This window comes from Variovorax sp. GW823-FHT04F07 (assembly GCF_058795995.1).
Map to the genome: position 1 here is coordinate 1,242,409 of NZ_JBXAIG010000002.1, position 24,093 is coordinate 1,266,501.

The 24,093-nt window shown below is 67.4% G+C and carries 23 protein-coding genes; 2 read left to right on the forward strand and 21 right to left on the reverse strand.

Annotation, left to right across the window (positions count from 1 at the left end; genetic code table 11):
* Positions 1-5: 5 nt before the first annotated feature.
* Positions 6-920 carry an amino acid ABC transporter substrate-binding protein gene (locus tag AC1RAA_RS14980; protein ID WP_492728457.1) on the forward strand — a complete coding sequence of 305 codons (915 nt, stop codon included), beginning with the start codon at positions 6-8 and terminating at the stop codon, positions 918-920.
* A gap of 16 nt (positions 921-936) precedes the next feature.
* On the opposite strand, the gene AC1RAA_RS14985 is transcribed toward AC1RAA_RS14980, so the two are convergent.
* The 13 genes from AC1RAA_RS14985 to AC1RAA_RS15045 form a co-directional block, all read right to left on the reverse strand.
* On the reverse strand, positions 937-2,109 hold the full coding sequence (locus AC1RAA_RS14985) for an AAA family ATPase (RefSeq protein WP_492728455.1): 1,173 nt from the start codon (positions 2,107-2,109) through the stop codon (positions 937-939).
* Positions 2,110-2,129: 20 nt separating this feature from the next.
* On the reverse strand, positions 2,130-2,873 hold the full coding sequence (gene hisA / locus AC1RAA_RS14990) for a 1-(5-phosphoribosyl)-5-[(5-phosphoribosylamino)methylideneamino]imidazole-4-carboxamide isomerase (RefSeq protein ID WP_062471681.1): 744 nt from the start codon (positions 2,871-2,873) through the stop codon (positions 2,130-2,132).
* A gap of 63 nt (positions 2,874-2,936) precedes the next feature.
* Positions 2,937-3,596 (reverse strand): imidazole glycerol phosphate synthase subunit HisH, encoded by a 660-nt coding sequence (gene hisH / locus AC1RAA_RS14995; RefSeq protein ID WP_062471685.1) that lies wholly within the window; start codon positions 3,594-3,596, stop codon positions 2,937-2,939.
* 19 nt (positions 3,597-3,615) lie between these two features.
* Positions 3,616-4,233 (reverse strand): imidazoleglycerol-phosphate dehydratase HisB, encoded by a 618-nt coding sequence (gene hisB / locus AC1RAA_RS15000; protein WP_354347905.1) that lies wholly within the window; start codon positions 4,231-4,233, stop codon positions 3,616-3,618.
* Positions 4,230-5,333: a histidinol-phosphate transaminase gene (gene hisC, locus AC1RAA_RS15005; protein ID WP_492728452.1), complete on the reverse strand. Its 1,104-nt coding sequence runs from the start codon at positions 5,331-5,333 to the stop codon at positions 4,230-4,232. The genes hisB and hisC overlap by 4 nt, the downstream gene beginning before the upstream one ends.
* The gene (locus AC1RAA_RS15010; protein WP_095743766.1) at positions 5,330-5,710 is read right to left on the reverse strand and encodes a hypothetical protein; all 381 of its coding nucleotides are present in this window, start codon (positions 5,708-5,710) and stop codon (positions 5,330-5,332) included. Before AC1RAA_RS15010 ends, hisC begins: the two co-directional genes overlap by 4 nt.
* A 12-nt stretch (positions 5,711-5,722) precedes the next feature.
* Positions 5,723-6,550 (reverse strand): hypothetical protein, encoded by an 828-nt coding sequence (locus AC1RAA_RS15015; RefSeq protein ID WP_492728450.1) that lies wholly within the window; start codon positions 6,548-6,550, stop codon positions 5,723-5,725.
* 37 nt (positions 6,551-6,587) lie between these two features.
* On the reverse strand, positions 6,588-7,910 hold the full coding sequence (gene hisD, locus AC1RAA_RS15020; protein ID WP_492679583.1) for a histidinol dehydrogenase: 1,323 nt from the start codon (positions 7,908-7,910) through the stop codon (positions 6,588-6,590).
* Positions 7,911-7,921: 11 nt separating this feature from the next.
* Positions 7,922-8,563: an ATP phosphoribosyltransferase gene (hisG, locus tag AC1RAA_RS15025; RefSeq protein WP_095949879.1), complete on the reverse strand. Its 642-nt coding sequence runs from the start codon at positions 8,561-8,563 to the stop codon at positions 7,922-7,924.
* Positions 8,560-9,849, reverse strand: a complete 1,290-nt coding sequence (gene murA, locus AC1RAA_RS15030; RefSeq protein ID WP_062471705.1) for a UDP-N-acetylglucosamine 1-carboxyvinyltransferase — start codon at positions 9,847-9,849, stop codon at positions 8,560-8,562. Before murA ends, hisG begins: the two co-directional genes overlap by 4 nt.
* A 42-nt stretch (positions 9,850-9,891) precedes the next feature.
* A complete protein-coding gene (locus tag AC1RAA_RS15035; RefSeq protein WP_062471708.1) occupies positions 9,892-10,134 on the reverse strand; it encodes a BolA family protein in 243 nt (80 codons plus the stop codon).
* Positions 10,135-10,153: 19 nt separating this feature from the next.
* A complete protein-coding gene (locus tag AC1RAA_RS15040; RefSeq protein WP_487847952.1) occupies positions 10,154-10,918 on the reverse strand; it encodes an ABC transporter permease in 765 nt (254 codons plus the stop codon).
* Positions 10,915-11,862 carry an ABC transporter ATP-binding protein gene (locus AC1RAA_RS15045; RefSeq protein ID WP_070059934.1) on the reverse strand — a complete coding sequence of 316 codons (948 nt, stop codon included), beginning with the start codon at positions 11,860-11,862 and terminating at the stop codon, positions 10,915-10,917. The genes AC1RAA_RS15040 and AC1RAA_RS15045 overlap by 4 nt, the downstream gene beginning before the upstream one ends.
* Before the next feature lie 206 nt (positions 11,863-12,068).
* Here AC1RAA_RS15045 and AC1RAA_RS15050 point away from each other — a divergent pair, with 206 nt between their 5' ends.
* A complete protein-coding gene (locus AC1RAA_RS15050) occupies positions 12,069-13,622 on the forward strand; it encodes a serine hydrolase domain-containing protein (protein WP_492740579.1) in 1,554 nt (517 codons plus the stop codon).
* A gap of 4 nt (positions 13,623-13,626) precedes the next feature.
* On the opposite strand, the gene AC1RAA_RS15055 is transcribed toward AC1RAA_RS15050, so the two are convergent.
* The 8 genes from AC1RAA_RS15055 to AC1RAA_RS15090 form a co-directional block, all read right to left on the reverse strand.
* On the reverse strand, positions 13,627-13,902 hold the full coding sequence (locus AC1RAA_RS15055) for an STAS domain-containing protein (RefSeq protein ID WP_062471718.1): 276 nt from the start codon (positions 13,900-13,902) through the stop codon (positions 13,627-13,629).
* 12 nt (positions 13,903-13,914) lie between these two features.
* A complete protein-coding gene (locus tag AC1RAA_RS15060) occupies positions 13,915-14,577 on the reverse strand; it encodes an MlaC/ttg2D family ABC transporter substrate-binding protein (protein WP_062471721.1) in 663 nt (220 codons plus the stop codon).
* A 168-nt stretch (positions 14,578-14,745) separates the two neighbouring features.
* Positions 14,746-15,495: an MlaA family lipoprotein gene (locus AC1RAA_RS15065; protein WP_070059937.1), complete on the reverse strand. Its 750-nt coding sequence runs from the start codon at positions 15,493-15,495 to the stop codon at positions 14,746-14,748.
* Positions 15,492-15,980 (reverse strand): outer membrane lipid asymmetry maintenance protein MlaD, encoded by a 489-nt coding sequence (mlaD, locus tag AC1RAA_RS15070; RefSeq protein ID WP_062471729.1) that lies wholly within the window; start codon positions 15,978-15,980, stop codon positions 15,492-15,494. The genes AC1RAA_RS15065 and mlaD overlap by 4 nt, the downstream gene beginning before the upstream one ends.
* 41 nt (positions 15,981-16,021) lie before the next feature.
* Entirely contained in the window at positions 16,022-16,804 is a 783-nt protein-coding gene (mlaE, locus tag AC1RAA_RS15075; RefSeq protein ID WP_492728445.1) for a lipid asymmetry maintenance ABC transporter permease subunit MlaE, read from the reverse strand.
* Positions 16,801-17,664, reverse strand: coding sequence for an ABC transporter ATP-binding protein (locus tag AC1RAA_RS15080; RefSeq protein WP_492698270.1), 864 nt, complete (start codon positions 17,662-17,664; stop codon positions 16,801-16,803). The genes mlaE and AC1RAA_RS15080 overlap by 4 nt, the downstream gene beginning before the upstream one ends.
* 66 nt (positions 17,665-17,730) lie before the next feature.
* Positions 17,731-19,209, reverse strand: a complete 1,479-nt coding sequence (locus tag AC1RAA_RS15085; protein WP_062471739.1) for a glutamate synthase subunit beta — start codon at positions 19,207-19,209, stop codon at positions 17,731-17,733.
* A gap of 35 nt (positions 19,210-19,244) precedes the next feature.
* A complete protein-coding gene (locus AC1RAA_RS15090; protein ID WP_095949872.1) occupies positions 19,245-23,990 on the reverse strand; it encodes a glutamate synthase-related protein in 4,746 nt (1,581 codons plus the stop codon).
* Positions 23,991-24,093: the final 103 nt, after the last annotated feature.

Below are 24,093 nucleotides of genomic sequence, written 5' to 3' on the forward strand. Positions count from 1 at the left end.
ACGCCATGACGCGCATCGCCACGCTGCCCTCCGCCGTCGCCGCATGGCTGCTGGCGGCCGTGGCCCTGGCCTTGCCGGGCGGCCCCGCGCAGGCACAGGAGCTCCTCACCGGCACGCTGGCCAAGGTGCGCGAGAGCGGTACCATCGCCATCGGCCACCGCGAGGCCTCGGTGCCTTTTTCGTACCTCAATGCGCGCAAGGAGCCGATCGGCTATTCCATCGAGCTGTGCCGCGCGCTCGTCACGGCCATCGAGGACACGGTCAACAAGAGCCTCACGATCAAGTGGGTGCCCGTCACCTCCGACTCGCGCATCGACGCGGTCGTCAGCGGCCAGGTCGACCTCGAGTGCGGCTCCACCACCAGCAACCTCGAGCGCCAGAAGCGCGTGGCCTTCTCGCCGACCATGTTCGTCTCGGGCACCAAGGTGCTGGTGAAGAAGGGCTCGCCGATCCAGTCGTTCCGCGACCTGGCCGGCAAGAAGGTGGCCGTGACGGCCGGCACCACCAACGAGAAGACGCTGCGCGACCTGTCGCAGAAGTTCAAGCTCAACATCGAGCTGAAGGTGGCGCGCGACCATGCCGAGTCGTTCGCGCTCGTGAAAGAAGGCCAGGCCGACGCCTTCGCCACCGACGACGTGCTGCTCTACGGCCTGATCGCCCGCGACGCCGCCAAGGCGCAGTACGAGGTGGTGGGCGACTTCCTCTCCTACGACCCCTACGCGGTCATGTACCGCAAGGGCGACCCGCAGCTGAACAAGGTGGTGGTCGACACCTTCCAGGTGCTGGCGGAAGACGGCGAGATCCACCGGCAGTACAAGCGCTGGTTCATGCGCAAGCTGCCTTCGGGGGAAAGCCTCAACCTGCCGATGAGCGCGCAGCTGGAAACGATCATCCAGACGATGGCGGTGAAGGCCGAGTAGGCCCGCCTGCCCTTCTCTACCGCGCCGGCCACTCCCAGCGCGGAATCTCGCTCATGTCGAGGTTCGCGATGCGGGTCTCGCCGAAGCGCTTTTCGAGCACCACCGGCTGCAGGCCGTCGCTGTCGTCCAGGGCGGCGATCAGGCGCGCCGCATGCGACACCACGATCACCTGCGACGACCGCGCGGCCTGCGCGATGAGGCGGCCCAGCGCCGGCAGCAGGTCGGGGTGCAGGCTGGTCTCGGGCTCGTTGAGCACCAGCAACGCGGGCGGACGGGGCGTCAGCAGCGCCGCGATCCACAGCAGGTAGCGCAGGGTGCCGTCCGACAGCTCGGCGGCCGTCAGGGGCCGCAGCAGGCCGTGCTGGTGCATCAGCGTCTCGAAACGGTCTCCATTCGCGTGCACCTCGATGCGGGCGCCCGGAAAGGCGTCGTCCACGGCGCTGTCGAGCGCCTCGCCGTCGCCGATCTCGCGGACGGTCTGCAGGGCCGCGGCCAGATCGGCCCCATCGTTCGCCAGCACAGGCGTGTAGGTGCCCAGCTGCGGCTGGCGTGCGGGCGCCTCGGCGTCCGAGCGGAAGTGGTCATAGAAACGCCACGAGCGCATCTGCTCGCGCAGCGTGAGCATCTCGGGCGCGTCGCGCGGGTCGGCGTGCTCGGTCATCATGCTGGCGAAGGCCGGGATCGGCCGGCCGACGGCCTGCCAGCCCTTGCCGTCGCGCAGGCGCAGCGCGGCGCCCTTGCGGTCGACCAGGTGCGTGGAAGGGCGCAGCAGCGGGCCGCTCCAGATCGCCTCGTGCTTGATCTGCGGGTCGTGCGAGAAGGCCGAGGACGGGATCGGCGGCGGCAGGCCGATGTCGATGGCGTAGCCGAAATCGTCGGCCTCGGCGCCGGCGAAGCCCAGCTTCAGCGCCACCGGCTCGCTGCGCGTGGTGCCCTGCACCGGCTGTTCGCCGCGCAGCATGGCCGCCGAAAAGCGCTCGGGCCCGGCCCACAGCGTGGAAGACAGCCCGCCCTCGCGCACCAGCGAGCGGATCACGCCGCCGTTGGCGATGTCGGCCAGCAGCCGCATCGCGCGGTACACGCTCGACTTGCCGCTGCCGTTGGCGCCCGTGACCACCGTGAGGCGGCCCAGCGGCACCGTCAGCTGGCGCAGCGAGCGGTAGTTGGCAATGGCGAGCGCGGAGAGCACGCGCCGTTACGGCAAAGGCGTCAGGCGCCGGCCAGCTCGTCCGCGCGCGCCTGGGCGGCGGCGAAGTCGAGGTCGCCCGAGTAGATGGCGCGGCCGCAGATCACGCCCTCGACGCCTTCGGACTCGACCGCGCAGAGCTGGTCGATGTCGGCCATGTTCGACAGGCCCCCCGAGGCGATCACGGGGATGGTCAGCGCCTGCGCGAGCTTGACGGTGGCGTCGATGTTGATGCCCGAGAGCATGCCGTCGCGGCCGATGTCGGTGTAGATGATCGATTCGACGCCGTAGTCCTCGAACTTCTTGCCCAGGTCGGCCACCTCGTGGCCCGTGAGCTTGCTCCAGCCGTCGGTGGCGACCTTGCCGTCCTTGGCGTCCAGGCCCACGATGATGTGGCCGCCGAAGGCGCTGCAGGCGTCCTTCAGGAAGCCGGGGTTCTTGACCGCGGCGGTGCCGATGATCACGTAGCGCAGGCCGTCGTCGATGTAGCGCTCGATGGTGTCCAGGTCGCGGATGCCGCCGCCCAGCTGCACCGGGATGTCGTCGCCGACCTCCTTCAGGATCGCCTTGATCGCCGCGTGGTTCTGCGGCTTGCCGGCGAAGGCGCCATTCAGATCGACCAGGTGCAGCCGACGGGCGCCGGCCTCGACCCATTTGCGGGCCATGGCGGCGGGGTCTTCGCTGAAGATGGTGGACTGGTCCATGTCGCCCTGCTTGAGGCGAACGCAGTGGCCGTCTTTGAGATCAATGGCGGGAATGAGGAGCATGGAAGTGACGCGAGTGTGCGAAAGCCGGGCTGCGAACGGTGCGGCCCGGGCGGGAATATAAGGTCAGGGATTCCAGTGGAGGAAGTTGCGATACAGCTGCAGCCCATGGTCCGCACTCTTCTCCGGGTGGAACTGGGTTGCAAAAATGTTATCGCGTGCGATGGCCGCGGTAAAGCATGCCCCGTAATCGGCCTCGCCCACGCTGTGCCGGGCATCCGCCGGACATGCGTAGAAGCTGTGCACGAAATAGAAGTAGCTCTGGTCGGGAATGCCCGCCCACACCGCGTGCGGCTGGGCCTGGCGCACCTGGTTCCAGCCCATCTGCGGCACCTTGAAGCGGCTGCCGTCGGGCTGCAGGCGGCCGGCCAGGTCGAACTTGACGACCTCGCCGGGAATGAGCCCCAGGCCGTCGGTCGGGCCTTCGTCGCTGCGCGACAGCAGCATCTGCATGCCCACGCACACGCCGAAGAGCGGCTTGCTGGCCGCGGCCTCGAGCACCGATTCGAGCAGGCCCGAGTCGCGCAGCTCGCGCATGCAGTCGGGCATGGCGCCCTGCCCCGGCAGCACCACGCGGGTGGCCTGGCGCACCACATCCGGGTCGGAGGTGACGAACACCTCCACGCCCACCTGGTCGGCCGCATGGCGCACGGCCTGCGACACGGAGTGCAGGTTGCCCATGCCGTAGTCGACAACCGCGACGGAATTCTTTGCTACAGATTTCATAGCTGTTCGCTGAGGAATTTCAGAGCGAACCCTTGGTCGAGGGAATGACGCCGACGGAGCGCGGATCGAGTTCCAGCGCGCCGCGCATGGCGCGCGCGAAGGCCTTGAACACGGTCTCGCACTGGTGGTGCGCGTTCACGCCCTTCAGGTTGTCGATGTGCAGCGTGACGAAGGCGTGGTTCACGAAGCCCTGGAAGAACTCGTAGGTGAGCTGGCTGTCGAAGGTGCCGATCATGCCGCTGGTGAAGGGCACGTGCATCACGAGGCCCGGGCGGCCCGAGAAGTCGATGACGACGCGGCTCAGCGCCTCGTCCAACGGCACATAGGCATGGCCGTAGCGACGAATGCCCTTCTTGTCGCCGATGGCCTTGGCCACGGCCTGGCCGAGCGTGATGCCCACGTCTTCCACCGTGTGGTGGCCGTCGATGTGCAGGTCGCCCTCGCAGTCGATGTCCAGGTCGATCAGCCCGTGGCGGGCGATCTGGTCGAGCATGTGGTCGAAAAAGCCGATGCCCGTGGAGAGCTTGGCCTTGCCGGTGCCGTCGAGGTTGACGCTGACCGTGATCTTCGTCTCGGCGGTGTTGCGGGTGACCGTCGCGATGCGATCGGTGCTGCCCGGGGTCGTGGGGGTGGTCATAGTGAGGCTTCGAGCGCCGCCAGCATCTGCGCGTTCTCGTCGGCCGTTCCGACGGTGAGGCGCAGGCAGTTGGCGAGCAGTTCATGCATTTTAGAAACGTTCTTCACCAGCACCCCGCGGGCCTTCATGCCCTCGAAGGTACGGGTGGCATCCGGCACGCGCAGCAGGATCATGTTGGCGTCGCTGGGCCAGGTCTTCACGCCCGGAAGCCGGGCCAGCGCGGCCATGAGCTGGTCGCGCCCTTCGCGGATCTGGCGCGCCTGCGCCTCGAACACGGCCGCGTGCTCCAGCGCGAACAGCGCGGCTTCGCAGTTGAGCACGCTGATGTTGTAGGGCGGGCGCACCTTGTCGATCTCGGCGACCAGCGCGGCGGGGCCCATGAGGTAGCCCAGGCGGATGCCGGCCAGGCCGAACTTGCTCAGGGTGCGCATCAGCAGCACGTGGCGGTGGTTCGCGAGCCGGTCGATGTAGCTGCGGGCGGCAAAGGGCTGGTAGGCCTCGTCGATCACCACCAGGCCGCCCTGCACGCCCTGGGCCTGCACGATCTTCTCGATGACGGCGTCGTCCCAGAGGTTGGCGGTCGGGTTGTTCGGGTAGGCGAGGTAGACGATGGCGGGCTTCTCGCGCGCGATGGCGGCCAGCATGGCGGCCTCGTCGAGCTCGAAATCGGCCGTGAGCGGCACGCCCACGAAGCGCAGGCCCTGCAGCTGGGCGCTCATCGCGTACATGACGAAGCCGGGCACGGGCGCGAGCACGGCGGCGCCGGGCTGGTCGCAGGCGATGCCCAGCAGCGAGATCAGTTCGTCCGAGCCGTTGCCCAGCATCAGCCCGAAGCCTTCGGGCAGGCCCGCATGGGCGGCCAGCGCGCGCTGCAGGTCGGCGCCGCGGTCGCCGGGGTAGCGGTTGAGCGCCAGCGCGCCCAGGCGCGCGCCCAGTTCGGCCTGCAGCGCGGGCGGCAGGCCGTAGGGGTTCTCCATCGCGTCGAGCTTGAGGAAGCCGCGCGCGTCCTGCACCGCGTAGGCGTGCATGGCGCGCACGTCGGCGCGGATGCGGTCGAGCGGCAGGCGGTTGTCGGAGGCGGAAGAATCGGAAACGGTCATCGGGTGCAGCGGTAGCTGTTGCGGAGGGCGCCGGCCATGACCAGTTGCACGGGCATGTCGGCTTCGTAGCTGTCGGCGTTGCGGCTCAGCTCCGTCTGGTAGAGCGAGCGGGCCATCGAGGGTTCGAGGCGGCGGCCCTCGATGCAGAACGGCGGCACCTGGCCGTTGCGCTGCGACGACTCGACACCCTCGCGCAGGCCCTCGAGCACGCCGACGAGGTAGTAGCTGGCGTAGGCCTTGCCGTCCTTCTCGTTGGCTTCAAGCGTGCGCAGTTCGCGGATGCTCATGGCCTGCGCGCCGACGCCGATCGCACCGGCCGCCAGGGCGAGCAGCAGCGCCGGCAGGCGCGGCAACAGCAGGACGGCGGCGCGTTGCATGGCCTCGCTGGCTTACTTGCGGTAGCGCGGCGGCGGCGCGTACGCGCCGTCGGCCGGGAAGGCGCTGGGCTGCGACGGCGAGGCGTCGCGGCGGGTGCGGCGCGGGGCGTTCGGCTCTTCGAGCTCGAACAGCGCGGCGCCGATCACGCCGATGTTGCGCACGTCGCCGGCCTCGGTGTTCGCGGCGTAGGCGCGGCCCGGCGTGGCGAAACGGAAGGCGGCCACTTCGCTCTGGCTCTTGCGGAAGCCCTCGATGTTGAGCGTCTGCTGCGGGCGCAGCACGTAGCCGCCATTGCGCAGGCTGCCGGGCTTGCCGTTGAGCACGTCCAGGCCGTCGACGGTGGCGATCACCTCGTAGCTGCGATCGCTGAGGTTGCGAAAGCGCAGCGTGTAGCGCGCACCTTCGACGCCGGCGAGGCGGAACATGTCATTGCCGCTTCGACGCGCGCGCTGCAGCGGCAGCGGGCGGTCGTTCTCGTCGAGCACCGACCATTCGATGTCGCCCTGGGCCAGCTGCAGGTTCAGCCGGCGCTCGGGGTTGCTGCCCGCGTCGCGGCGCACGCTGGCCGCATCGTTGTAGCCGATCGAGGCCACGTCGTCGGGCTGGTCGGACAGGCGCTTGGCAGCCACCGTGCGAGTCTTCGACTCGATGCCTTCGCCCCATTGCGTGCCGAGCTGGGCCGGCGCAGGTGCGGGCTTTGCCGCACTGGACGTGGCCGCCATCGCCGTCGTCTCGGCGCGGTTCTGCGGCATCTGGGTGCAGGCGGCCAGCAAGGCGGCACCGGCAACGAGGCCGGTGACGAAGCGGAAAAATCGCGAGCGATAGAGGCGTTGAATCATCTGGCGTGCTCCTCCCTGAAGCGGGGTTGTTGGAGCCTCAGATCTTACGCAGGCGCATGCGCGCGGCTTCGGCGTGCGCCTGCAGGCCCTCGCCTTCGGCCAGCGTGACCGCGATCGGGCCCAGCACCTGCGCGCCGGCCTCGCTCACCTCGATGAGGCTGGAGCGCTTCTGGAAGTCGTACACGCCCAGCGGGCTCGAGAAACGCGCGGTGCCGCTGGTCGGCAGCACGTGGTTCGGGCCGGCGCAGTAGTCGCCCAGGCTCTCGCTGGTGAAGTTGCCCAGGAAGATCGCGCCGGCGTGGCGCAGCAGCGGCTCCCAGCGGTGCGGTTCGCTGCTGCTGACCTCGAGGTGTTCGGGCGCGATGCGGTTGCTGATCTCGCAGGCCTCTTCCATGCTCTTCGTGTGGATCAGCGCGCCGCGGCCGTTGAGCGAGGCGGCGATGATCTCGGCGCGCGGCATGGTCGGCAGCAGGCGGTCGATCTCGGCCTGCACGCGGTCGATGTAGGCGGCGTCGGGGCACAGCAGGATGCTTTGCGCCAGCTCGTCGTGCTCGGCCTGGCTGAACAGGTCCATGGCCACCCAGTCGGGCGGCGTGGAGCCGTCGGCCAGCACCAGGATTTCGCTCGGGCCCGCGATCATGTCGATGCCCACGGTGCCGAACACGCGGCGCTTGGCGGCGGCCACGTAGGCGTTGCCGGGGCCGGTGATCTTGTCGCAGGCCGGGATGGTGGCCGTGCCGTAGGCCAGCGCGGCCACAGCCTGCGCACCGCCGACGGTGAAGCCGCGCGTCACGCCGGCCACGTAGGCGGCGGCGAGCACGAGCTGGTTCTTCTCACCCTTCGGCGTGGGCACGACCATGATGATTTCGCCCACACCGGCGACGTGCGCGGGAATGGCGTTCATCAGCACGCTCGACGGGTACGCGGCCTTGCCGCCCGGCACGTAGATGCCCACGCGGTCCAGCGGCGTGACCTTCTGGCCGAGCAGCGTGCCGTCGGCGTCGCGGTAGCTCCAGCTTTCGCCGGAGGCCTTCTTCTGTGCTTCGTGGTAGCTGCGCACGCGGCGCGCGGCGGCTTCGAGCGCGTCGCGCTGCACGGCCGGGAGACCCTCGAACGCAGCCTTCAGCTCGGCCTGCGTGAGTTCGAGCTCGGGCAGCGTCTTCGCGTCGAGCTTGTCGAAGCGGTTGGTGTATTCCAGCACCGCCTCGTCGCCGCGTTTTTGCACGTCGGCCAGGATGTCGGCCACCACCTTCTCGATGGCGGCGTCCGCGTCCGCGGACCAATGCAGCCGCGCCTTGAATTCAGCGTCGAAGCTGGCTGAGTTCGTGGACAGTCGGGCGGGGGCTGCTTGCAGAGTCATGGGGTTGAGGTTCAGGCGGAGGGAATGGCAGACGCGAAGGCGTCGATGATGCGGCGGATGGGTTCGCGCTTGAGCTTGAGCGCGGCCTGGTTGACGACCAGCCGGGCGCTGATGTCCATGATGCGCTCCACCTCGACGAGGTGGTTGGCCTTGAGCGTGTTGCCGGTCGAGACCAGGTCGACGATGGCGTCGGCCAGGCCCGTGAGCGGCGCCAGCTCCATGCTGCCGTAGAGCTTGATCAGGTCGACGTGCACGCCCTTGCTGGCGAAGAAGTCGCGCGCCAGGCCCACGTACTTGGTGGCCACGCGCAGGCGCGAGCCCTGCTTCACGGCCGAGGCGTAGTCGTAGTCGGCGCGCACGGCCACGCTGAGGCGGCAGGCCGCGATACGCAGGTCCAGCGGCTGGTACAGGCCCTGGTTGCCGTGCTCGAGCAGCACGTCCAGGCCGGTCACGCCGAGGTCGGCGCCACCGTACTGCACGTAGGTGGGCACGTCGGAGGCGCGCACCAGCACCACGCGCACGTCGGGTCGGGTGGTTTCAAGAATCAGCTTGCGCGATTTCTCGGGGTCTTCGGTGACCTCGATGCCGGCGGCGGCCAGCAGGGGCATCGTCTCTTCGAAGATGCGGCCTTTGGAAAGAGCCAGGGTGATCATGCGGCGGCTCCCGTCACGCGTTCAATGTCGGCACCGAGGCCGCGCAGTTTCGATTCCATGCGGTCATAGCCCCGGTCCAGGTGGTAGATGCGGTCGACCAGCGTCTCGCCCTCGGCCACGAGGCCGGCGATGACGAGGCTGGCGGAGGCGCGCAGGTCGGTGGCCATCACGGTGGCGCCCGAGAGCTGTTGCACGCCCTCGACCATCGCGACCTTGCCCTCGACGTGGATGCGCGCGCCCAGGCGCACCATCTCGTTCACGTGCATGAAGCGGTTCTCGAAGATGGTCTCGGTGACCATCGAGGCACCGCGCGCGATCACGTTCAGGGCCATGAACTGGGCCTGCATGTCGGTCGGGAAGCCGGGGTATTCGGTGGTGCTGAAGCTTTGCGCCTTCAGGTGGTCGTACGCGGGGCCCTGCGAGCCGATGCGGATGCCGTCGGGCTCGGTCACGACGGTGCAGCCGGCGTCGCGCAGCTTGTCGATCACGGCGTCGAGGTGGTCGCCGCGCGCATGGCGCAGAAAGGCCTCGCCACCCGTGGCCGCCACGGCGCACAGGAAGGTGCCGGCCTCGATGCGGTCGGCCACCACGGCGTGCTCGCAGCCGTGCAGCTTCTCGACGCCCTGGATGCGGATGTGGCTGGTGCCGTGGCCTTCGATCTTCGCGCCCATGCGGATCAGCATCTCGGCCAGGTCGACGATCTCGGGCTCCTGCGCGGCGTTTTCGAGCAGCGTCTCGCCCTCGGCCAGCGCGGCGGCCATGAGGAAGTTCTCGGTGCCGGTGACGGTGACCATGTCGGTCAGGATGCGCGCGCCCTTCAGCCGCGTGCGGCCCTCAGGCAGGCGCGCGACCATGTAGCCGTGCTCGACCACGATTTCGGCGCCCATCGCCTGCAGGCCCTTGATGTGCTGGTCGACCGGCCGCGAACCGATGGCGCAGCCACCGGGCAGCGACACCTTGGCGTGGCCGAAGCGCGCCAGCAGCGGGCCCAGCGCCAGCACCGAGGCGCGCATGGTCTTCACCAGTTCGTAGGGGGCCTCGGGGTTGCCGAGCTCGCCGGCGTTCAGGCGAACGGTGCCGTTGTCGTCGGCCTCGGCCGTCACGCCCATGTTGCGCACCAGCTTGAGCATGGTCGACACGTCCTGCAGGCGCGGCACGTTGTGCAGCACCACGGGCTGGTCGGTCAGCAGCGCTGCGCACAGCTCGGGCAGCGCGGCGTTCTTGGCGCCGGAAATGAGCACTTCGCCGCGAAGCTCACGCCCGCCGCGAATCAGAAGTTTGTCCATGAAGGATCCAGCGAAATCAGGAGGCCCGCAGGGGCCGGAAAGTCATTTGTCCACTGCCGCCCATTCAGCCGGCGTGTAGGTCTTCATCGAGAGCGCATGCACCTCGTCGGTGTGCATTTTCGCACCGAGGGTGGCGTAGACCCGCTGGTGGCGCTGGATGGCGCGCTTGCCCTCGAATTCGGCCGAGACGATGGTCGCGTACCAATGTCGGCCGTCGCCCTCGAGCGTGATGTGCTCGCACGGCAGATGGGCAGCGATGATGGCTTGGAGTTCGTCAGCGGTCATGGGGTCTTGGAAGTCGCGGTCAGCCGCGGATTTTGTAGCCGATGCGCAGGAGGTGAACGGCAATCGCGCTCACCACCAGCCAGGCGGAACCGACGATGCCGAAGCTCAGCCAGGGCGAAGCATCGCTCACCCCGAAGAAGCCGTAGCGGAAGCCGTCGATCATGTAGAAGAAGGGGTTCAGGTGGCTCACGCTCTGCCAGAACGGCGGCAGCGAGCCGATCGAATAGAACACGCCCGACAGGAAGGTCATGGGCATGATCAGGAAGTTCTGGAACACGGCCATCTGGTCGAACTTCTCGGCCCAGAGCCCGGCGATGAGGCCCAGCGTGCCCAGCATGGCCGAGCCCAGCAGCGCGAACACCAGGATCCACACCGGCGCCACGAAGCTCGGCACGGCGAAGAAGACGGTCACGGCGAACACGCCCACGCCCACCGCCAGCCCGCGGATCACCGAGGAGCCCACGTAGGCGAAGAACCAGCCCCAGTGCGACAGCGGCGTGAGCAGCACGAACACGAGGTTGCCCATGATCTTGCTCTGGATGATCGAGGACGAGCTGTTCGCGAACGCGTTCTGCAGCACGCTCATCATCACGAGGCCGGGAATCAGGAAGGCGGTGTAGCCCACGGAGCCGTAGACCGTCACGCGGCCTTCGAGCACATGGCCGAACACCATGAGGTACAGCAGCGCGGTGAGCACCGGCGCGCCGACGGTCTGGAAGCCGACCTTCCAGAAGCGCAGCGTTTCCTTATAGAGCAGCGCTCGCCACCCAGTGACGGCCATCATCGCGACACCTCCAGCGGCGTCTGCTCGCCCGCCATCAGGTCGATGAACACGTCTTCCAGGTCGGCCTTGCGCATTTCCACGTCTTCCACCGCGACGCCGGCTTCGCGGATCGCGGCCAGCAGTTGTTCGACTTCATGCGCGTTCTGCGCCGGCAGCTGCACGATGCGCCCGGTGATGCGCGCGTGCTGGGCGATGGCCCAGGGCAGCATGGCGTCGGTCTTGAAGCGCAGCACATTGCTCGCGGCCGACTTCAGCAGCTCGCTGGTGCGGTCCAGGGCGATCACCTTGCCGAGCTTGAGCATCGCGATGCGGCTGCACAGGGCTTCGGCTTCCTCGAGGTAATGGGTGGTGAGCAGCACGGTGCTGCCCTGCTTGTTGAGCTTGGCGACGAACTGCCAGAGCGTCTGGCGCAGCTCGACGTCGACACCGGCCGTGGGCTCGTCGAGCACGATGACCGGTGGCTTGTGCACCAACGCCTGCGCCACCAGCACGCGGCGCTTCATGCCGCCCGAGAGCTGGCGCATGTTGGCGGTGGCCTTGTCGGCCAGGCCCAGGCTCTGCAGCAGCTCGTCGATCCAGGCTTCGTTGTTCTTGATGCCGAAGTAGCCCGACTGGATGCGCAGCGACTCGCGCACGTTGAAGAAGGGGTCGAACACCAGCTCCTGCGGCACGATGCCGAGCTGGCGCCGGGCTTCGGCGTAGTCGCGCTGCACGTCGAAGCCGTGCACGCTGATCGCGCCCGCCGTGGGCCGCGACAGGCCCGCGAGCATGCTGATCAGGGTGGTCTTGCCCGCGCCGTTGGGGCCGAGCAGGCCGAAGAACTCGCCCGGCTCGATCTGGAAGGAAACCTCGTCGACCGCACGCAGCCCCTGCTTGCCTTGGGCGCGTTGCTGACGGGAGGGAGGGTAGGTCTTGGAGACCGACTGGAATGAGATCGCGGGCATGGGAGCCCGCGATTTTACGGGCGATGGGTTTTTCGGCGCTGTTCAGGGGTGAACGCGGGGAGCCGGCCGCGCTAGGCATCGGCCCGAAGTTCACCCACAATCCCGCCGGTGCCGATTCTGCGCACCGCAACCGCCCATCGCGAGGAACGCCAATGAAGTGTTTGACCCGCAGCCCCCTCCCAACCGTTGCCGCCCTGCTCCTGGCGATGGTGCTGACTGCTTGCGGGGGAGGAGGTGGTGGCGGCGGAGGTGGCGGCATCGCCCTTGTCGGCGGCGGCGCAGGCGCTGGCGCAGGGGGCGGCACCGCCCAACCTTGCACTTCATCTGCCGGTTCGGCCCAGCTGCCAGCCCGCGATGCACTCATTGCGCGCGCCAAGTGCCTGGAGCTGGACACGCCCTACGTGCCACCACCCGGCGATGTGCTGGAGCACAACACGTCCGGCTATGCCAAGGCCATGTGCTCGGCGGTCTTCATCACCGGACTCGATCCTGCAGTCGCCGCCGAAACCATCGGGTACTTCACGGGGCCGTACGAGCAGCGCAAGAAGGTGGGTGCGCCGGTGGTCGACCGCACCAAGAAGGAGGTCCGCATCACGATGCCCAACGGCGGTCCGACGCTGGTGGCCCGCCACTTCGGATCGCAGGGTTGCATCACGCTGCCGCCCGGCAAGGACGACGTTCTCTTCACCCCCGTCAATGTCAAGAGCGCGCTGGCCGACCCCACGACCGTGCCCTGGCCCATGGGCGATGTGCTGCCGAACGACCCGCCGCCCGCCGACGTCGACATGGCCAAGGTGAACCAGGCCCTCGGCGCCGCCTTCGAAACCACGGAGGCCTACACTGCGGCCTTCGTGGTCACGCACAAGGGGCGGCTCATCGGCGAGCGCTACATGAGCGGCATCAGCGCGACAACGCCGCTCGAGTCATGGTCGATGGGCAAGAGCGTCGTGGCCACGATGATGGGCGTGCTGATCAAGCAGGGCGTGTACAAGCTCGACCAGCCCGCGCCGATTCCCGAATGGCAAGGTGCCGGCGACGGCCGTCAGCAGATCCGCATTGCCGACATCCTGCGCATGTCCAGCGGGCTGCGCATCAAGGCCCCGGACGATCCGGACTTCGATCCCAACGGCACCTACCCCGATCACATCTACTACTATACGGGCCGGATCAACGCATTCAACTACGCCGCGACCCGACCGCAGCAATGGCCGCCCAACACGGTGGGCCGCTACCGCAACACCGATCCGGTGCTTGCCAACTACCTGGTCCGCCTTGGGGTCGAGAAGCGCGGCGAAGAGTACCTCTCGTTCCCGCAGCGCGCCATCTTCGACAAGATCGGCATCCGCTCCATGGTGATCGAGACCGACCCCTACGGCAACTTCCTCACGCAAGGCTACGACTTCATGTCGGCCCGCGATTGGGCCCGGCTGGCCAACCTCTACCTGCAGGACGGCGTGTGGAACGGGGAGCGCATTCTTCCCGAGGGGTTCGTCAATTTTGTGAGCACGGCCGCACCGGCCTGGACCGCAGACCGGCGCCCCATCTACGGGGGATTTTTCTGGATCAATGGAACGGGGGCACTGGCGGCGCCGACGACGGCCTACTACATGCTCGGCGCAGGGGGCCAGTTCGTGCTCGTGATTCCGTCGCACGATCTCGTCGTCGTGCGCATCGGCCACTCCAAGGGGGAGCGATTCGCGACCTCGACCCTGAACAAGGCACTCACGCTGCTGACCGCAGCGGTGCCACGCACGCGCTAGGGGGTCAGGGCGCAGCGGGCAGAAGGCCCGCGATGCCGTACAGCGCGGCCAGCTCGCGCAGGCGCGGCGACAGGCCCTTGACCGAAAACCCCCGGCCCAGCGCGCTGGATTCGCGCCGGCACTCGAGCAGCACCGCCAGCGCGGAGGAATCGAACTGGGCCAGTGCCGTGGCGTCGACCACGGTGGACGACGAATCGGTCTGGCCCTTGAGCCCCTGCTGCAGCATGCGCATGCAGGCAGGAGCCTCGTCGTGGGTGAGTCGGGAGGGAAGGACCAGCATGGCGTGCGCCCGTCAGCCCTTGCCGTTGCCCTTGTTGCGCGCGGCCAGCGCGGCAATCAGGCCATCGATGCCGCTCTTGTTGATTTCCTGCGCGAACTGGGTGCGGTAGGTGTCGACCAGCCAGACGCCCAGCACATTCAGGTTGTAGACCTTCCAGCCGGCGCCCTGCCCCGGCGTCTTTTCGAGGCGGTAGTCCAGCTGCACCGGGTCGCCGCGGCCCTTGACCTCGGTGCGCACGAGCACGTCGGTGTCGGTGGGGGCGCCGCGGAACGGGCGGATGGTGACGGTCTGGTCACTCACCTGGTCGAGCGCGCCGGCGTAGGTGCGCACGAGCAGGGTCTTGAACTCGTCCTGCAGGCGCTTTTGCTGCTCGGGCGTGGCCTGGCGCCAGGCCGGGCCGACGGCCGAGGCGGTCATGCGCTGGAAGTTGACGTTGGGCATGATCTTGCTGTCGACCAGCAGCATGATCTTGTTGATGTCACCGGCCTTGATCGACGAGTCGGCCTTGATGGTTTCGAGCACGTCGGTCGACAGGCGCTTGACGAGCGCGTCGGGGGCTTCGTCGGCCGCGAATGCGCTCTGATGCACGAAGGCGGTGGCGGCGCCGAACAGCAGCGCGCCGGCCAATGCCAGGCGGCCCAGGTCGCGTCGTTGCAGCAAGATCTTGTTGTTCATGGTGAGTCCCTCAGGTTGAATTGTCTTCCCTGCACGGTGCAGCCAATGGCTCCGTGCTGAGACAGGAACGGTTTCGACAGGCGCCAGGCCGACCGGGTTCCTGAAGCGGAGGTGAAGCCTTGCAACCGGATGCAAGCAGGACCACCCCGTCCGCCCCCCCTTTTGCCGTCACTTGCCGGCGTTGTCGTCGTCCGGCGGGTTGCCGTCGTAGACCTGGTTGCGGCGGCGCTGCAGGAACGCGTCGCGCGTGAACGAATACTTGTCGAGCGCGGCTTCGTCGAGCAGGCGGGTCGCACCCAGGTAGCGCGAGCGGGTGTCCACGACACGCAGGCCCGCCAGCGAATTGCGCCAGGCGATGTCGTGGATATGGCCCTGCGCGTCGCCGTACATGTCGAGCGGCCGGGCGATCGTGTCGCGCAGCGTCGAGGGGCCGAGCAACGGCAGCACGACGTACGGACCGGCGCCCACGCCCCAGTAGCCCAGCGTCTGGCCGAAGTCTTCCTCGTGGCGCGGCAGGCGCGCCTCGGAGGCAACGTCGAGCAGGCCGCCCAGGCCGAAGAAGGTGTTGACGTTCAGCCGCATGAAGGTCTCGGCGCTGTTCTGCAGCTTGAGCTGGGCCACGTTGTTGGCCAGGCTCCAGATGTCACCGAGGTTGCTGAAGAAGTTGGTCACGCCCTGGCGCACCAGCGAGGGCACCACGTTCTGGTAGGCGGTGGCCACGGGCTCCAGCACGGCTTCGTCGACGGTGTCGTTGAAGCGCGTCATACCGCGGTTGTACGGCTCGAAGGGGTCGGTCGGGCTTGCGCCGGATCCGGTGGCGCATCCGGCCACGAGGGCGAAACCGACGGTGGCGGTGGCCCAACGGGCGGAGCTAGCTACACTTTTAATAGCAGTCGACGAAAAAAGTCGTGTGGTCATTTCTTGTTGGCTGTTCCCGGCGCCGTATTCCCCTCGGCGGCCTTGCTGTACAGGAACTGGCTGATCAGGTTCTCCAGCACCACGGCCGATTGGGTCGCGGTGATGGTGTCGCCGGCTTGCAGGTTCTTTTCCTCGGCGCCCGCCTCGATGCCGATGTACTGCTCGCCGAGCAGGCCACTGGTCAGGATCTTGAGCGAGCTGTCCTTGGGAAAACTGTAACGGTTTTGCAGCGCCAGCGTCACATCGGCCTGAAAGGCCTTGTCGTTGAACGCGATGGATTCCACACGACCGACCACCACGCCAGCGCTCTTGACCGCGGTCTGGGGCTTGAGCCCGCCGATGTTGTCGAAACGCGCGGTGACCGTGTAGGTCTTCTGGAAGTTCAGGCTCAGCAGGTTGGCCGACTGCAGCGCCAGGAACAGCAATGCGGCGCCGCCGATCAGCACGAACAGGCCGACCCAGATGTCGTTGGTGGAACGTTGCATGGTTTGCACTCTCTGTCTAGAACGATGGAGCCGGGGCCCCTTTAGATACTGAACATCATGGCGGTGAGCAGGAAATCGAGCCCCAAGACCGCCAGCGACGCCATCACCACGGTCCGCGTGGTGGCGCGCGACACGCCCTCGGGCGTCGGCTGGGCCTCGAAGCCCTGCCGCAACGCGACGAAGGTCACGGTGAAACCGAACACGATGCTCTTGATGACGCCGTTGCCGACGTCGCGCCAGACATCGACGCCGCCCTGCATCTGGCCCCAGAACGCGCCCGGGTCGACGCCCAGCATCAGCACGCCCACGACATAGCCGCCCATGATGCCGACCGCGCTGAACACGGCCGCCAGCAGCGGCATGGTGATGACGCCGGCCCAGAAGCGCGGCGCGAGGATGCGCTGCACCGGGTCGACCGCCATCATTTCCATGGCGCTCAACTGCTCGTTGGCTTTCATGAGGCCGATCTCGGCCGTCAGCGAGGTGCCGGCCCGGCCGGTGAACAGCAGGGCCGCCACCACGGGACCGAGTTCGCGCACCAGGCTCAGCGCCACCAGCAGGCCGAGCGCCTCGGACGAGCCGTAGCGCTGCAGCGCGTAGTACATCTGCAGCCCGAGCACGAAGCCCACGAACAGGCCCGACACGCCGATGATCGCGAGCGAGTAGTTGCCCAGGAAATGGATCTGGTCACGCACCAGCCCGAAGCGCCGCATGATCTGCGCGCCCGGGCCGAGCAGGCGCAGGAACAGCTTGGCCGCATGGCCCATGTCGGCCAGTTGGCTGCGCACGGCAAAGCCGACGTCGGCGGGCTTCCACCAGGTCATGAACGCCCTCCTTCCCTGTTCCCGAAATCGTCTTCGATACTGACGCCCGGATAGTGGAAGTGCACCGGCCCGTCAGGCAGCGCATTGACGAACTGATGCACCAGCGGATCGACGCTCTCGCGCACCTCGTCGGGCCGCCCCTGCGCGGCGATGCCGCCGTTGGCCAGGATGATCACGTGGTCCGCGATGCGGAAGGTTTCCTCGAGGTCGTGCGACACGATGATGCTGGTGAGGCCCAGCGCGTCGTTGAGCTGGCGGATCAGCCGTGCGGCCGTGCCGAGCGAGATCGGGTCGAGCCCCGCGAAGGGTTCGTCGTACATCACGAGGTCGGGGTCGAGCGCGATCGCGCGCGCCAGCGCCACGCGCCGCGCCATGCCGCCCGACACCTCGCTGGGCATCAGGTCGCGCGCGCCGCGCAGGCCGACGGCGTCCAGCTTCATGAGCACGATGTCGCGCACCAGCGCTTCCGACAGCTGCGTGTGCTCGCGCAGCGGAAAGGCCACGTTGTCGAACACGCTGATGTCGGTGAACAGCGCCCCGAACTGGAACAGCATGCCCATGCGGCGCCGCGCCGCATACAGCGTCGCGACATCGAAGTGACCGACATCCTTCCCGTCGAACAGCACCTCGCCGCGCTGGGCGCGCTGCTGGCCGCCGATGAGGCGCAGCACGGTGGTCTTGCCGCCACCCGATGCCCCCATCAACGCCGTCACCTTGCCGCGCGGCACGGAAAACGACACGCCGTCGAGGATCGCGCGCGCGCCGTAGCCGAACGTGACATCGCGGAATTCGACGAAGGAGGAAGACGGTGGTGTGGCTGGGTCCATCACAATAAAAAAGCCGGGCGCCTTGTGAGGCATCCCGGCATGCGGTTTCCGCGGATGATAACGGGGCCGCGAACGGCGCCGCTTCAAATGAAACAAAAATCAGCGCGGTAAGTCGCTGAATCCCATCAAAAATTCGTCGACCGAACGCGCCGCTTGACGGCCCTCGCGAATCGCCCACACCACCAGCGATTGGCCGCGGCGAATGTCGCCGGCGGCGAACACCTTGGGCACATTGGTGGCATAGCCGCCGATGAAGTCGACCGTGGCGCGCGCGTTGCCGCGGGCGTCCTTCTCGACACCGAAGGCGTCGAGCACGGTGGCCACGGGGCTGATGAAGCCCATCGCCAGCAGCACCAGGTCGGCCTTCAGGATCTGCTCGCTGCCGGGCACTTCCTGCATCTTGCCGTCCTTCCACTCGACGCGCACGGTCTTCAGGCCGGTGACCTTGCCCTTCTCGCCGATGAATTCCTTGGTCGAGATGGCGAACTCGCGCTCGCAACCTTCTTCGTGGCTGGAGCTGGTGCGCAGCTTGATCGGCCAGTAGGGCCAGGTCAGCGGGCGGTTCTCCTCTTCCGGCGGCTGCGGCATCAGTTCGAACTGCGTGACGCTCACGGCGCCGTGGCGGTTGCTGGTGCCCACGCAGTCGGAGCCGGTGTCGCCGCCGCCGATCACGATGACGTGCTTGCCGTCGGCGCGCAGCTGGCCCTTGACCTTGTCGCCCGCGTTGACGCGGTTCTGCTGCGGCAGGAACTCCATCGCGAAATGGATGCCGTCGAGGTCGCGGCCGGGCACGGGCAGGTCGCGCGACTGCTCGGCGCCGCCGGTGAGCACCACGGCGTCGAAGTCTTTCTGCAGCTGCTCGGGCGTGACGGTTTCCTTGGCCAGGTTGGTCACCTTGGAGCCCTTGCCCAGCGGGTCTTTCGCAGCACCGACCATCACGCCGGTGCGGAAGGTCACGCCTTCGGCCTTCATCTGCTCGACGCGGCGGTCGATGTGCGACTTCTCCATCTTGAAGTCGGGAATGCCGTAGCGCAGCAGGCCGCCGACACGGTCGTTCTTCTCGAACAGCGTGACGTCGTGGCCGGCGCGCGCCAGTTGCTGCGCGGCGGCCATGCCGGCCGGGCCGGAGCCCACCACGGCGACCTTCTTGCCGGTCTTGTGCTTGGCGACGCGCGGCGCCACCCAGCCTTCGTCCCAGGCGCGGTCGATGATCGCGTGTTCCAGCGACTTGATGCCGACCGCATCGTCGTTCACGTTGAGCACGCAGGCAGCCTCGCAGGGCGCGGGGCAGATGCGGCCGGTGAACTCGGGGAAGTTGTTGGTCGAGTCGAGCACCGCGAAGGCGTTCTGCCAGTCGTCGCGGTACACGAGGTCGTTGAAGTCCGGAATGATGTTGTTGACCGGGCAGCCGCTGTTGCAGAACGGCGTGCCGCAGTCCATGCAACGTGCGCCCTGCACCTTGGCCTGGTCTGTGTTCAGGCCGACGACGAATTCCTTGTAGTGCTTGACGCGCTCTTCGACAGGCTTGTAGCCCTCTTCGATGCGCTCATGCTCCATGAAGCCGGTGATCTTTCCCATCGTGCTTTCCTCTGTTCTTCGTATCTATGGCGCGCTCAGACGGCGGCCGTGGCGGGCGCGGCCAGTGCGTGCGGCTCGAGGCCGACGTGGGCGTTGTTGCCGCTGCTGGCCAGCTCGACCTGGCGGTCGTGCAATTCGGCCAGGGCGCGCTTGTACTCGTTCGGGAACACCTTGACGAACTTGGTGCGCGACTCGGCCCAGTTGTCGAGCAGCTCGCGCGCGCGCTTGCTGCCCGTCCAGCGGTGGTGCTCTTCGAGCAGCTTCTTGAGTTGCGCTTCGTCGGTCTCGCCGCCGTGCCAGATCTTGCGATGCACGCTGGCGGTCTGCTCGGCCGAGGTGAGCACCTTGTCGAGCGACACCATCGAGAGGTTGCAGCGCGAGGCGAACTGGCCGTCTTCGTCGTAGACGAAGGCGACGCCGCCGCTCATGCCGGCCGCGAAGTTGCGGCCCGTCTTGCCGAGCACGGCCACCGTGCCGCCAGTCATGTATTCGCAACCGTGGTCGCCGGTGCCTTCGATGACCGCCGTGGCGCCCGACAGGCGCACCGCGAAACGCTCGCCGGCCACGCCGCACAGGTAGGCCTCGCCGGTGGTCGCGCCGTACAGCGCGGTGTTGCCGACGATGGTGTTGCGCGCGGCTTCACCGCGGAAGTCGAGGCTGGGGCGCACCACCACGCGGCCGCCCGAAAGGCCCTTGCCGGTGTAGTCGTTGGCGTCGCCGATCAGGTACAGCGTGATGCCGCGTGCCAGGAAGGCGCCGAACGACTGGCCGCCCGTGCCTTCGAGCTGGATGCGGATCGAGTCGTCGGGCAGGCCCTGCGGATGCACCTTGGTCAGCGCGCCCGAGAGCATCGCGCCCACCGAGCGGTTGACGTTGCGTGCCACCTCGATGAACTGCACCTTCTCGCCCTTGTCGATGGCGGGACGCGACTTCTCGATGAGCTTCACGTCGAGCGCACGCTCGAGGCCGTGGTCCTGGTTCTCGACATGGAAGCGCGGCACGTCGGCCGGCACGGTCGGCAGCGCGAACAGGCGGCTGAAGTCCAGGCCCGATGCCTTCCAGTGCTCGATGCCCTTGCGCATGTCGAGCAGGTCGGCGCGGCCGATCAGGTCGTCGAACTTGCGGATGCCCAGCTGGGCCATGATCTGGCGCACTTCTTCCGCGACGAAGAAGAAGTAGTTGACGACGTGCTCGGGCTTGCCCGAGAACTTCTTGCGCAGCACCGGGTCTTGCGTGGCCACGCCCACCGGGCAGGTGTTCAGGTGGCACTTGCGCATCATGATGCAGCCCTCGACCACCAGCGGCGCGGTGGCGAAGCCGAATTCGTCGGCGCCCAGCAACGCGCCGATGGCGACGTCGCGGCCGGTCTTCATCTGGCCGTCGGCCTGCACGCGGATGCGGCTGCGCAGGCGGTTGAGCACCAGCGTCTGCTGCGTCTCGGCCAGGCCGATTTCCCACGGGCTGCCCGCATGCTTGATCGACGACCAGGGCGAAGCGCCCGTGCCGCCGTCATGGCCGGCGATCACGACGTGGTCGCTCTTGCACTTGGCCACGCCTGCAGCGATGGTGCCGACGCCGATTTCGCTCACCAGCTTCACGCTGATGCTGGCGTGCGGCGCGGTGTTCTTCAGGTCGTGAATGAGCTGTGCGAGGTCTTCGATCGAGTAGATGTCGTGGTGCGGCGGCGGCGAGATGAGGCCCACGCCCGGCACGGCATAGCGCTGCTTGCCGATGTACTCGGTGACCTTGCCGCCGGGCAGCTGACCGCCCTCGCCCGGCTTGGCACCTTGCGCCATCTTGATCTGGATCTGGTCGGCCGAATGCAGGTACTCGGCCGTGACGCCGAAGCGGCCCGACGCGACCTGCTTGATGCGCGAACGCAGCGAGTCGCCGTCGTTCAGCGGCAGGTCGACCTCGACGTTGGCCGCGCCGATCACGCTCTTGAGCGTGTCGCCCTGCTTGATCGGGATGCCCTTGAGTTCGTTGCGGTAACGCGCGGGGTCTTCACCGCCTTCGCCCGTGTTGCTCTTGCCGCCGATGCGGTTCATGGCAATGGCGAGCGTGGCGTGCGCCTCGGTGCTGATCGAGCCCAGCGACATCGCGCCGGTGGCGAAGCGCTTGACGATTTCGGCGGCGGCTTCGACCTCGTCCACCGGGATGGCCTTGGCCGGATCGATCTTGAACTCGAACAGGCCGCGCAGCGTGAGATGGCGGCGGTTCTGGTCGTTGATGAGCTGCGCGTATTCCTTGTACGTGTTCCAGTTGTTGGAGCGCGTGCTGTGCTGCAGCTTGGCGATGGCGTCGGGCGTCCACATGTGCTCTTCGCCGCGGGTGCGCCAGGCGTATTCGCCGCCGGCGTCCAGCATGTGGGCGAGCACGGGGTCGTCGCCGAAGGCGGCCTTGTGCATGCGGATGGCTTCTTCGGCGATCTCGAAGACGCCGATGCCTTCCACGCGGCTGGCCGTGCCGGTGAAGTACTTGTTCACCGTCTCGGTGTTCAGGCCGATGGCTTCGAACAGCTGGGCGCCGCAGTAGCTCATGTAGGTGCTGACACCCATCTTCGACATGATCTTCGACAGGCCCTTGCCGATGGCCTTGACGTAGTTGTAGACCGCCTTGTCGGCGCTCAGGTCGCCCGGCAGGTCGGCGTGCATGGCCGCCAGCGTTTCCATGGCGAGGTACGGGTGCACGGCTTCGGCGCCGTAGCCGGCAAGCACGCCGAAGTGATGCACTTCGCGCGCCGAACCGGTCTCGACCACGAGGCCGGCGGTGGTGCGCAGGCCCTCGCGCACGAGGTACTGGTGCACGGCCGACAGCGCCAGCACGGCGGGGATCGCCACTTGCGTCGGGCCCACGCCGCGGTCGCTCACGATCAGGATGTTGTGGCCGCCCTTGATGGCGTCGACCGCTTCGGCACACAGCGAAGCCAGCTTGGCTTCGACGCCTTCATCGCCCCAGCCCAGCGGGTAGGTGATGTCCAGCACGTAGCTCTTGAACTTGCCTTGCGTGTAGCGGCCGATGTCGCGCAGCTTCGCCATGTCGGCGAAGTCGAGGATGGGCTGGCTCACTTCGAGCCGCATCGGCGGGTTGACCTGGTTGATGTCCAGCAGGTTCGGCTTGGGGCCGATGAAGGACACCAGCGACATCACGATGGCTTCGCGGATCGGATCGATCGGCGGGTTCGTGACCTGCGCGAACAGCTGCTTGAAGTAGTTGTACAGCGGCTTGTTCTTGCTGGAGAGCACGGCCAGCGGGCTGTCGTTGCCCATGGAGCCGATGCCCTCTTCGCCGGCTTGCGCCATCGGGCTCATCAGGAACTTGATGTCTTCCTGGGTGTAGCCGAAGGCCTGCTGGCGGTCGAGCAGCGCAACCTGGCTCACGGGAATCGCGGCCGGCTCGGCCTTGACGCTGTCGAGCTTGATGCGCAGGTTCTCGATCCACTGCTTGTAGGGCTTGCTGTTGGCGAGGGTGGCCTTGACCTCCTCGTCGTCGATCATGCGGCCCTGCTCCAGGTCGATGAGGAACATCTTGCCGGGCTGCAGGCGCCACTTGCGCACGATCTTCTGCTCGGGCACGGGCAGCACGCCCGACTCGGAGGCCATGATGACCAGGTCGTCGTCGGTCACGCAGTAGCGCGAGGGGCGCAGGCCGTTGCGGTCGAGCGTGGCGCCGATCTGGCGGCCGTCGGTGAACACGATGGAGGCCGGGCCGTCCCACGGCTCGAGCATGGCAGCGTGGTATTCGTAGAACGCGCGGCGGCGCGTGTCCATGGTGGCGTGCTGTTCCCAGGGCTCGGGAATCATCATCATCACGGCCTGGCTGATGGGGTAGCCGGCCATCGTCAGCAGCTCGAGGCAGTTGTCGAAGGTGGCGGTGTCGGACTGGCCGGCGAAGCTGATCGGGTAGAGCTTCTGCAGGTCGGCGCCCAGCACGGGCGACGACATCACGCCTTCGCGCGCCTTCATCCAGTTGTAGTTGCCCTTGACCGTGTTGATTTCGCCGTTGTGGGCGACATAACGGTACGGGTGGGCCAGCGGCCACTCGGGGAAGGTGTTGGTCGAGAAGCGCTGGTGCACCAGGCCCAGGGCCGAGACGCAACGCTTGTCCTGCAGGTCGAGGTAGTAGGTACCGACCTGGTCGGCCAGCAGCAGGCCCTTGTAGACCACGGTGCGGCTGGACATGCTCGGAACGTAGTATTCCTTGCTGTGCTTGAGCTTCAGGCGCTGGATGTTGGCGCTGGCGGTCTTGCGGATCACGTACAGCTTGCGCTCCAGCGCGTCCTGCACGATCACGTCGTTGCCGCGGCCGATGAAGATCTGGCGCAGCAGCGGTTCCTTTTCGCGCACGGTGGGCGACATGGGCATGTCGCGGTTGACCGGCACGTCGCGCCAGCCCAGCAGCACCTGGCCTTCGGCCTTGATGGCGCGTTCCATCTCTTGTTCGCAGGCTTCGCGGGAGGCGTGTTCCTTCGGCAGGAAGATCATGCCGACGCCGTATTCGCCCGGCGGGGGCAGCGTGACGCCCTGCTTGGCCATTTCTTCGCGGTACAGCAGGTCGGGCAGCTGGATCAGGATGCCCGCGCCGTCGCCCATCAGCTTGTCGGCGCCGACGGCGCCGCGGTGGTCGAGGTTCTCGAGGATCTTCAGGCCCTGCAGCACGATGGCGTGGCTCTTCTCGCCCTTGATGTGGGCGACGAAGCCGACGCCGCAGGCGTCGTGCTCATCGGCACCGGAATACAGACCGTGTTCTTGGAGGTGTTGAATCTCGGCAGCCGTCGTCATGGCGCGCTCCTTCAGTTTTCGCAGGGAAAGGGAGCATATTGCGATGCACAAAGAATGCCAAACACTTTAATGGGGGTCAGATTCATATTAAATCTTGAGTTTT

Coding starts and splice junctions, on each gene's coding strand:
- AC1RAA_RS14980 (WP_492728457.1), top strand. CDS start 6: ATGACGCGCATCGCCACGCTGCCCTCCGCCGTCGCCGCATGGCTGCTG.
- hisA (WP_062471681.1), bottom strand. CDS start 2,873: ATGCTCCTCATTCCCGCCATTGATCTCAAAGACGGCCACTGCGTTCGC.
- hisH (WP_062471685.1), bottom strand. CDS start 3,596: ATGAAATCTGTAGCAAAGAATTCCGTCGCGGTTGTCGACTACGGCATG.
- hisB (WP_354347905.1), bottom strand. CDS start 4,233: ATGACCACCCCCACGACCCCGGGCAGCACCGATCGCATCGCGACGGTC.
- hisC (WP_492728452.1), bottom strand. CDS start 5,333: ATGACCGTTTCCGATTCTTCCGCCTCCGACAACCGCCTGCCGCTCGAC.
- AC1RAA_RS15010 (WP_095743766.1), bottom strand. CDS start 5,710: ATGCAACGCGCCGCCGTCCTGCTGTTGCCGCGCCTGCCGGCGCTGCTG.
- AC1RAA_RS15015 (WP_492728450.1), bottom strand. CDS start 6,550: ATGATTCAACGCCTCTATCGCTCGCGATTTTTCCGCTTCGTCACCGGC.
- hisD (WP_492679583.1), bottom strand. CDS start 7,910: ATGACTCTGCAAGCAGCCCCCGCCCGACTGTCCACGAACTCAGCCAGC.
- hisG (WP_095949879.1), bottom strand. CDS start 8,563: ATGATCACCCTGGCTCTTTCCAAAGGCCGCATCTTCGAAGAGACGATG.
- murA (WP_062471705.1), bottom strand. CDS start 9,849: ATGGACAAACTTCTGATTCGCGGCGGGCGTGAGCTTCGCGGCGAAGTG.
- AC1RAA_RS15035 (WP_062471708.1), bottom strand. CDS start 10,134: ATGACCGCTGACGAACTCCAAGCCATCATCGCTGCCCATCTGCCGTGC.
- AC1RAA_RS15040 (WP_487847952.1), bottom strand. CDS start 10,918: ATGATGGCCGTCACTGGGTGGCGAGCGCTGCTCTATAAGGAAACGCTG.
- AC1RAA_RS15045 (WP_070059934.1), bottom strand. CDS start 11,862: ATGCCCGCGATCTCATTCCAGTCGGTCTCCAAGACCTACCCTCCCTCC.
- AC1RAA_RS15050 (WP_492740579.1), top strand. CDS start 12,069: ATGGTGCTGACTGCTTGCGGGGGAGGAGGTGGTGGCGGCGGAGGTGGC.
- AC1RAA_RS15055 (WP_062471718.1), bottom strand. CDS start 13,902: ATGCTGGTCCTTCCCTCCCGACTCACCCACGACGAGGCTCCTGCCTGC.
- AC1RAA_RS15060 (WP_062471721.1), bottom strand. CDS start 14,577: ATGAACAACAAGATCTTGCTGCAACGACGCGACCTGGGCCGCCTGGCA.
- AC1RAA_RS15065 (WP_070059937.1), bottom strand. CDS start 15,495: ATGACCACACGACTTTTTTCGTCGACTGCTATTAAAAGTGTAGCTAGC.
- mlaD (WP_062471729.1), bottom strand. CDS start 15,980: ATGCAACGTTCCACCAACGACATCTGGGTCGGCCTGTTCGTGCTGATC.
- mlaE (WP_492728445.1), bottom strand. CDS start 16,804: ATGACCTGGTGGAAGCCCGCCGACGTCGGCTTTGCCGTGCGCAGCCAA.
- AC1RAA_RS15080 (WP_492698270.1), bottom strand. CDS start 17,664: ATGCCTCACAAGGCGCCCGGCTTTTTTATTGTGATGGACCCAGCCACA.
- AC1RAA_RS15085 (WP_062471739.1), bottom strand. CDS start 19,209: ATGGGAAAGATCACCGGCTTCATGGAGCATGAGCGCATCGAAGAGGGC.
- AC1RAA_RS15090 (WP_095949872.1), bottom strand. CDS start 23,990: ATGACGACGGCTGCCGAGATTCAACACCTCCAAGAACACGGTCTGTAT.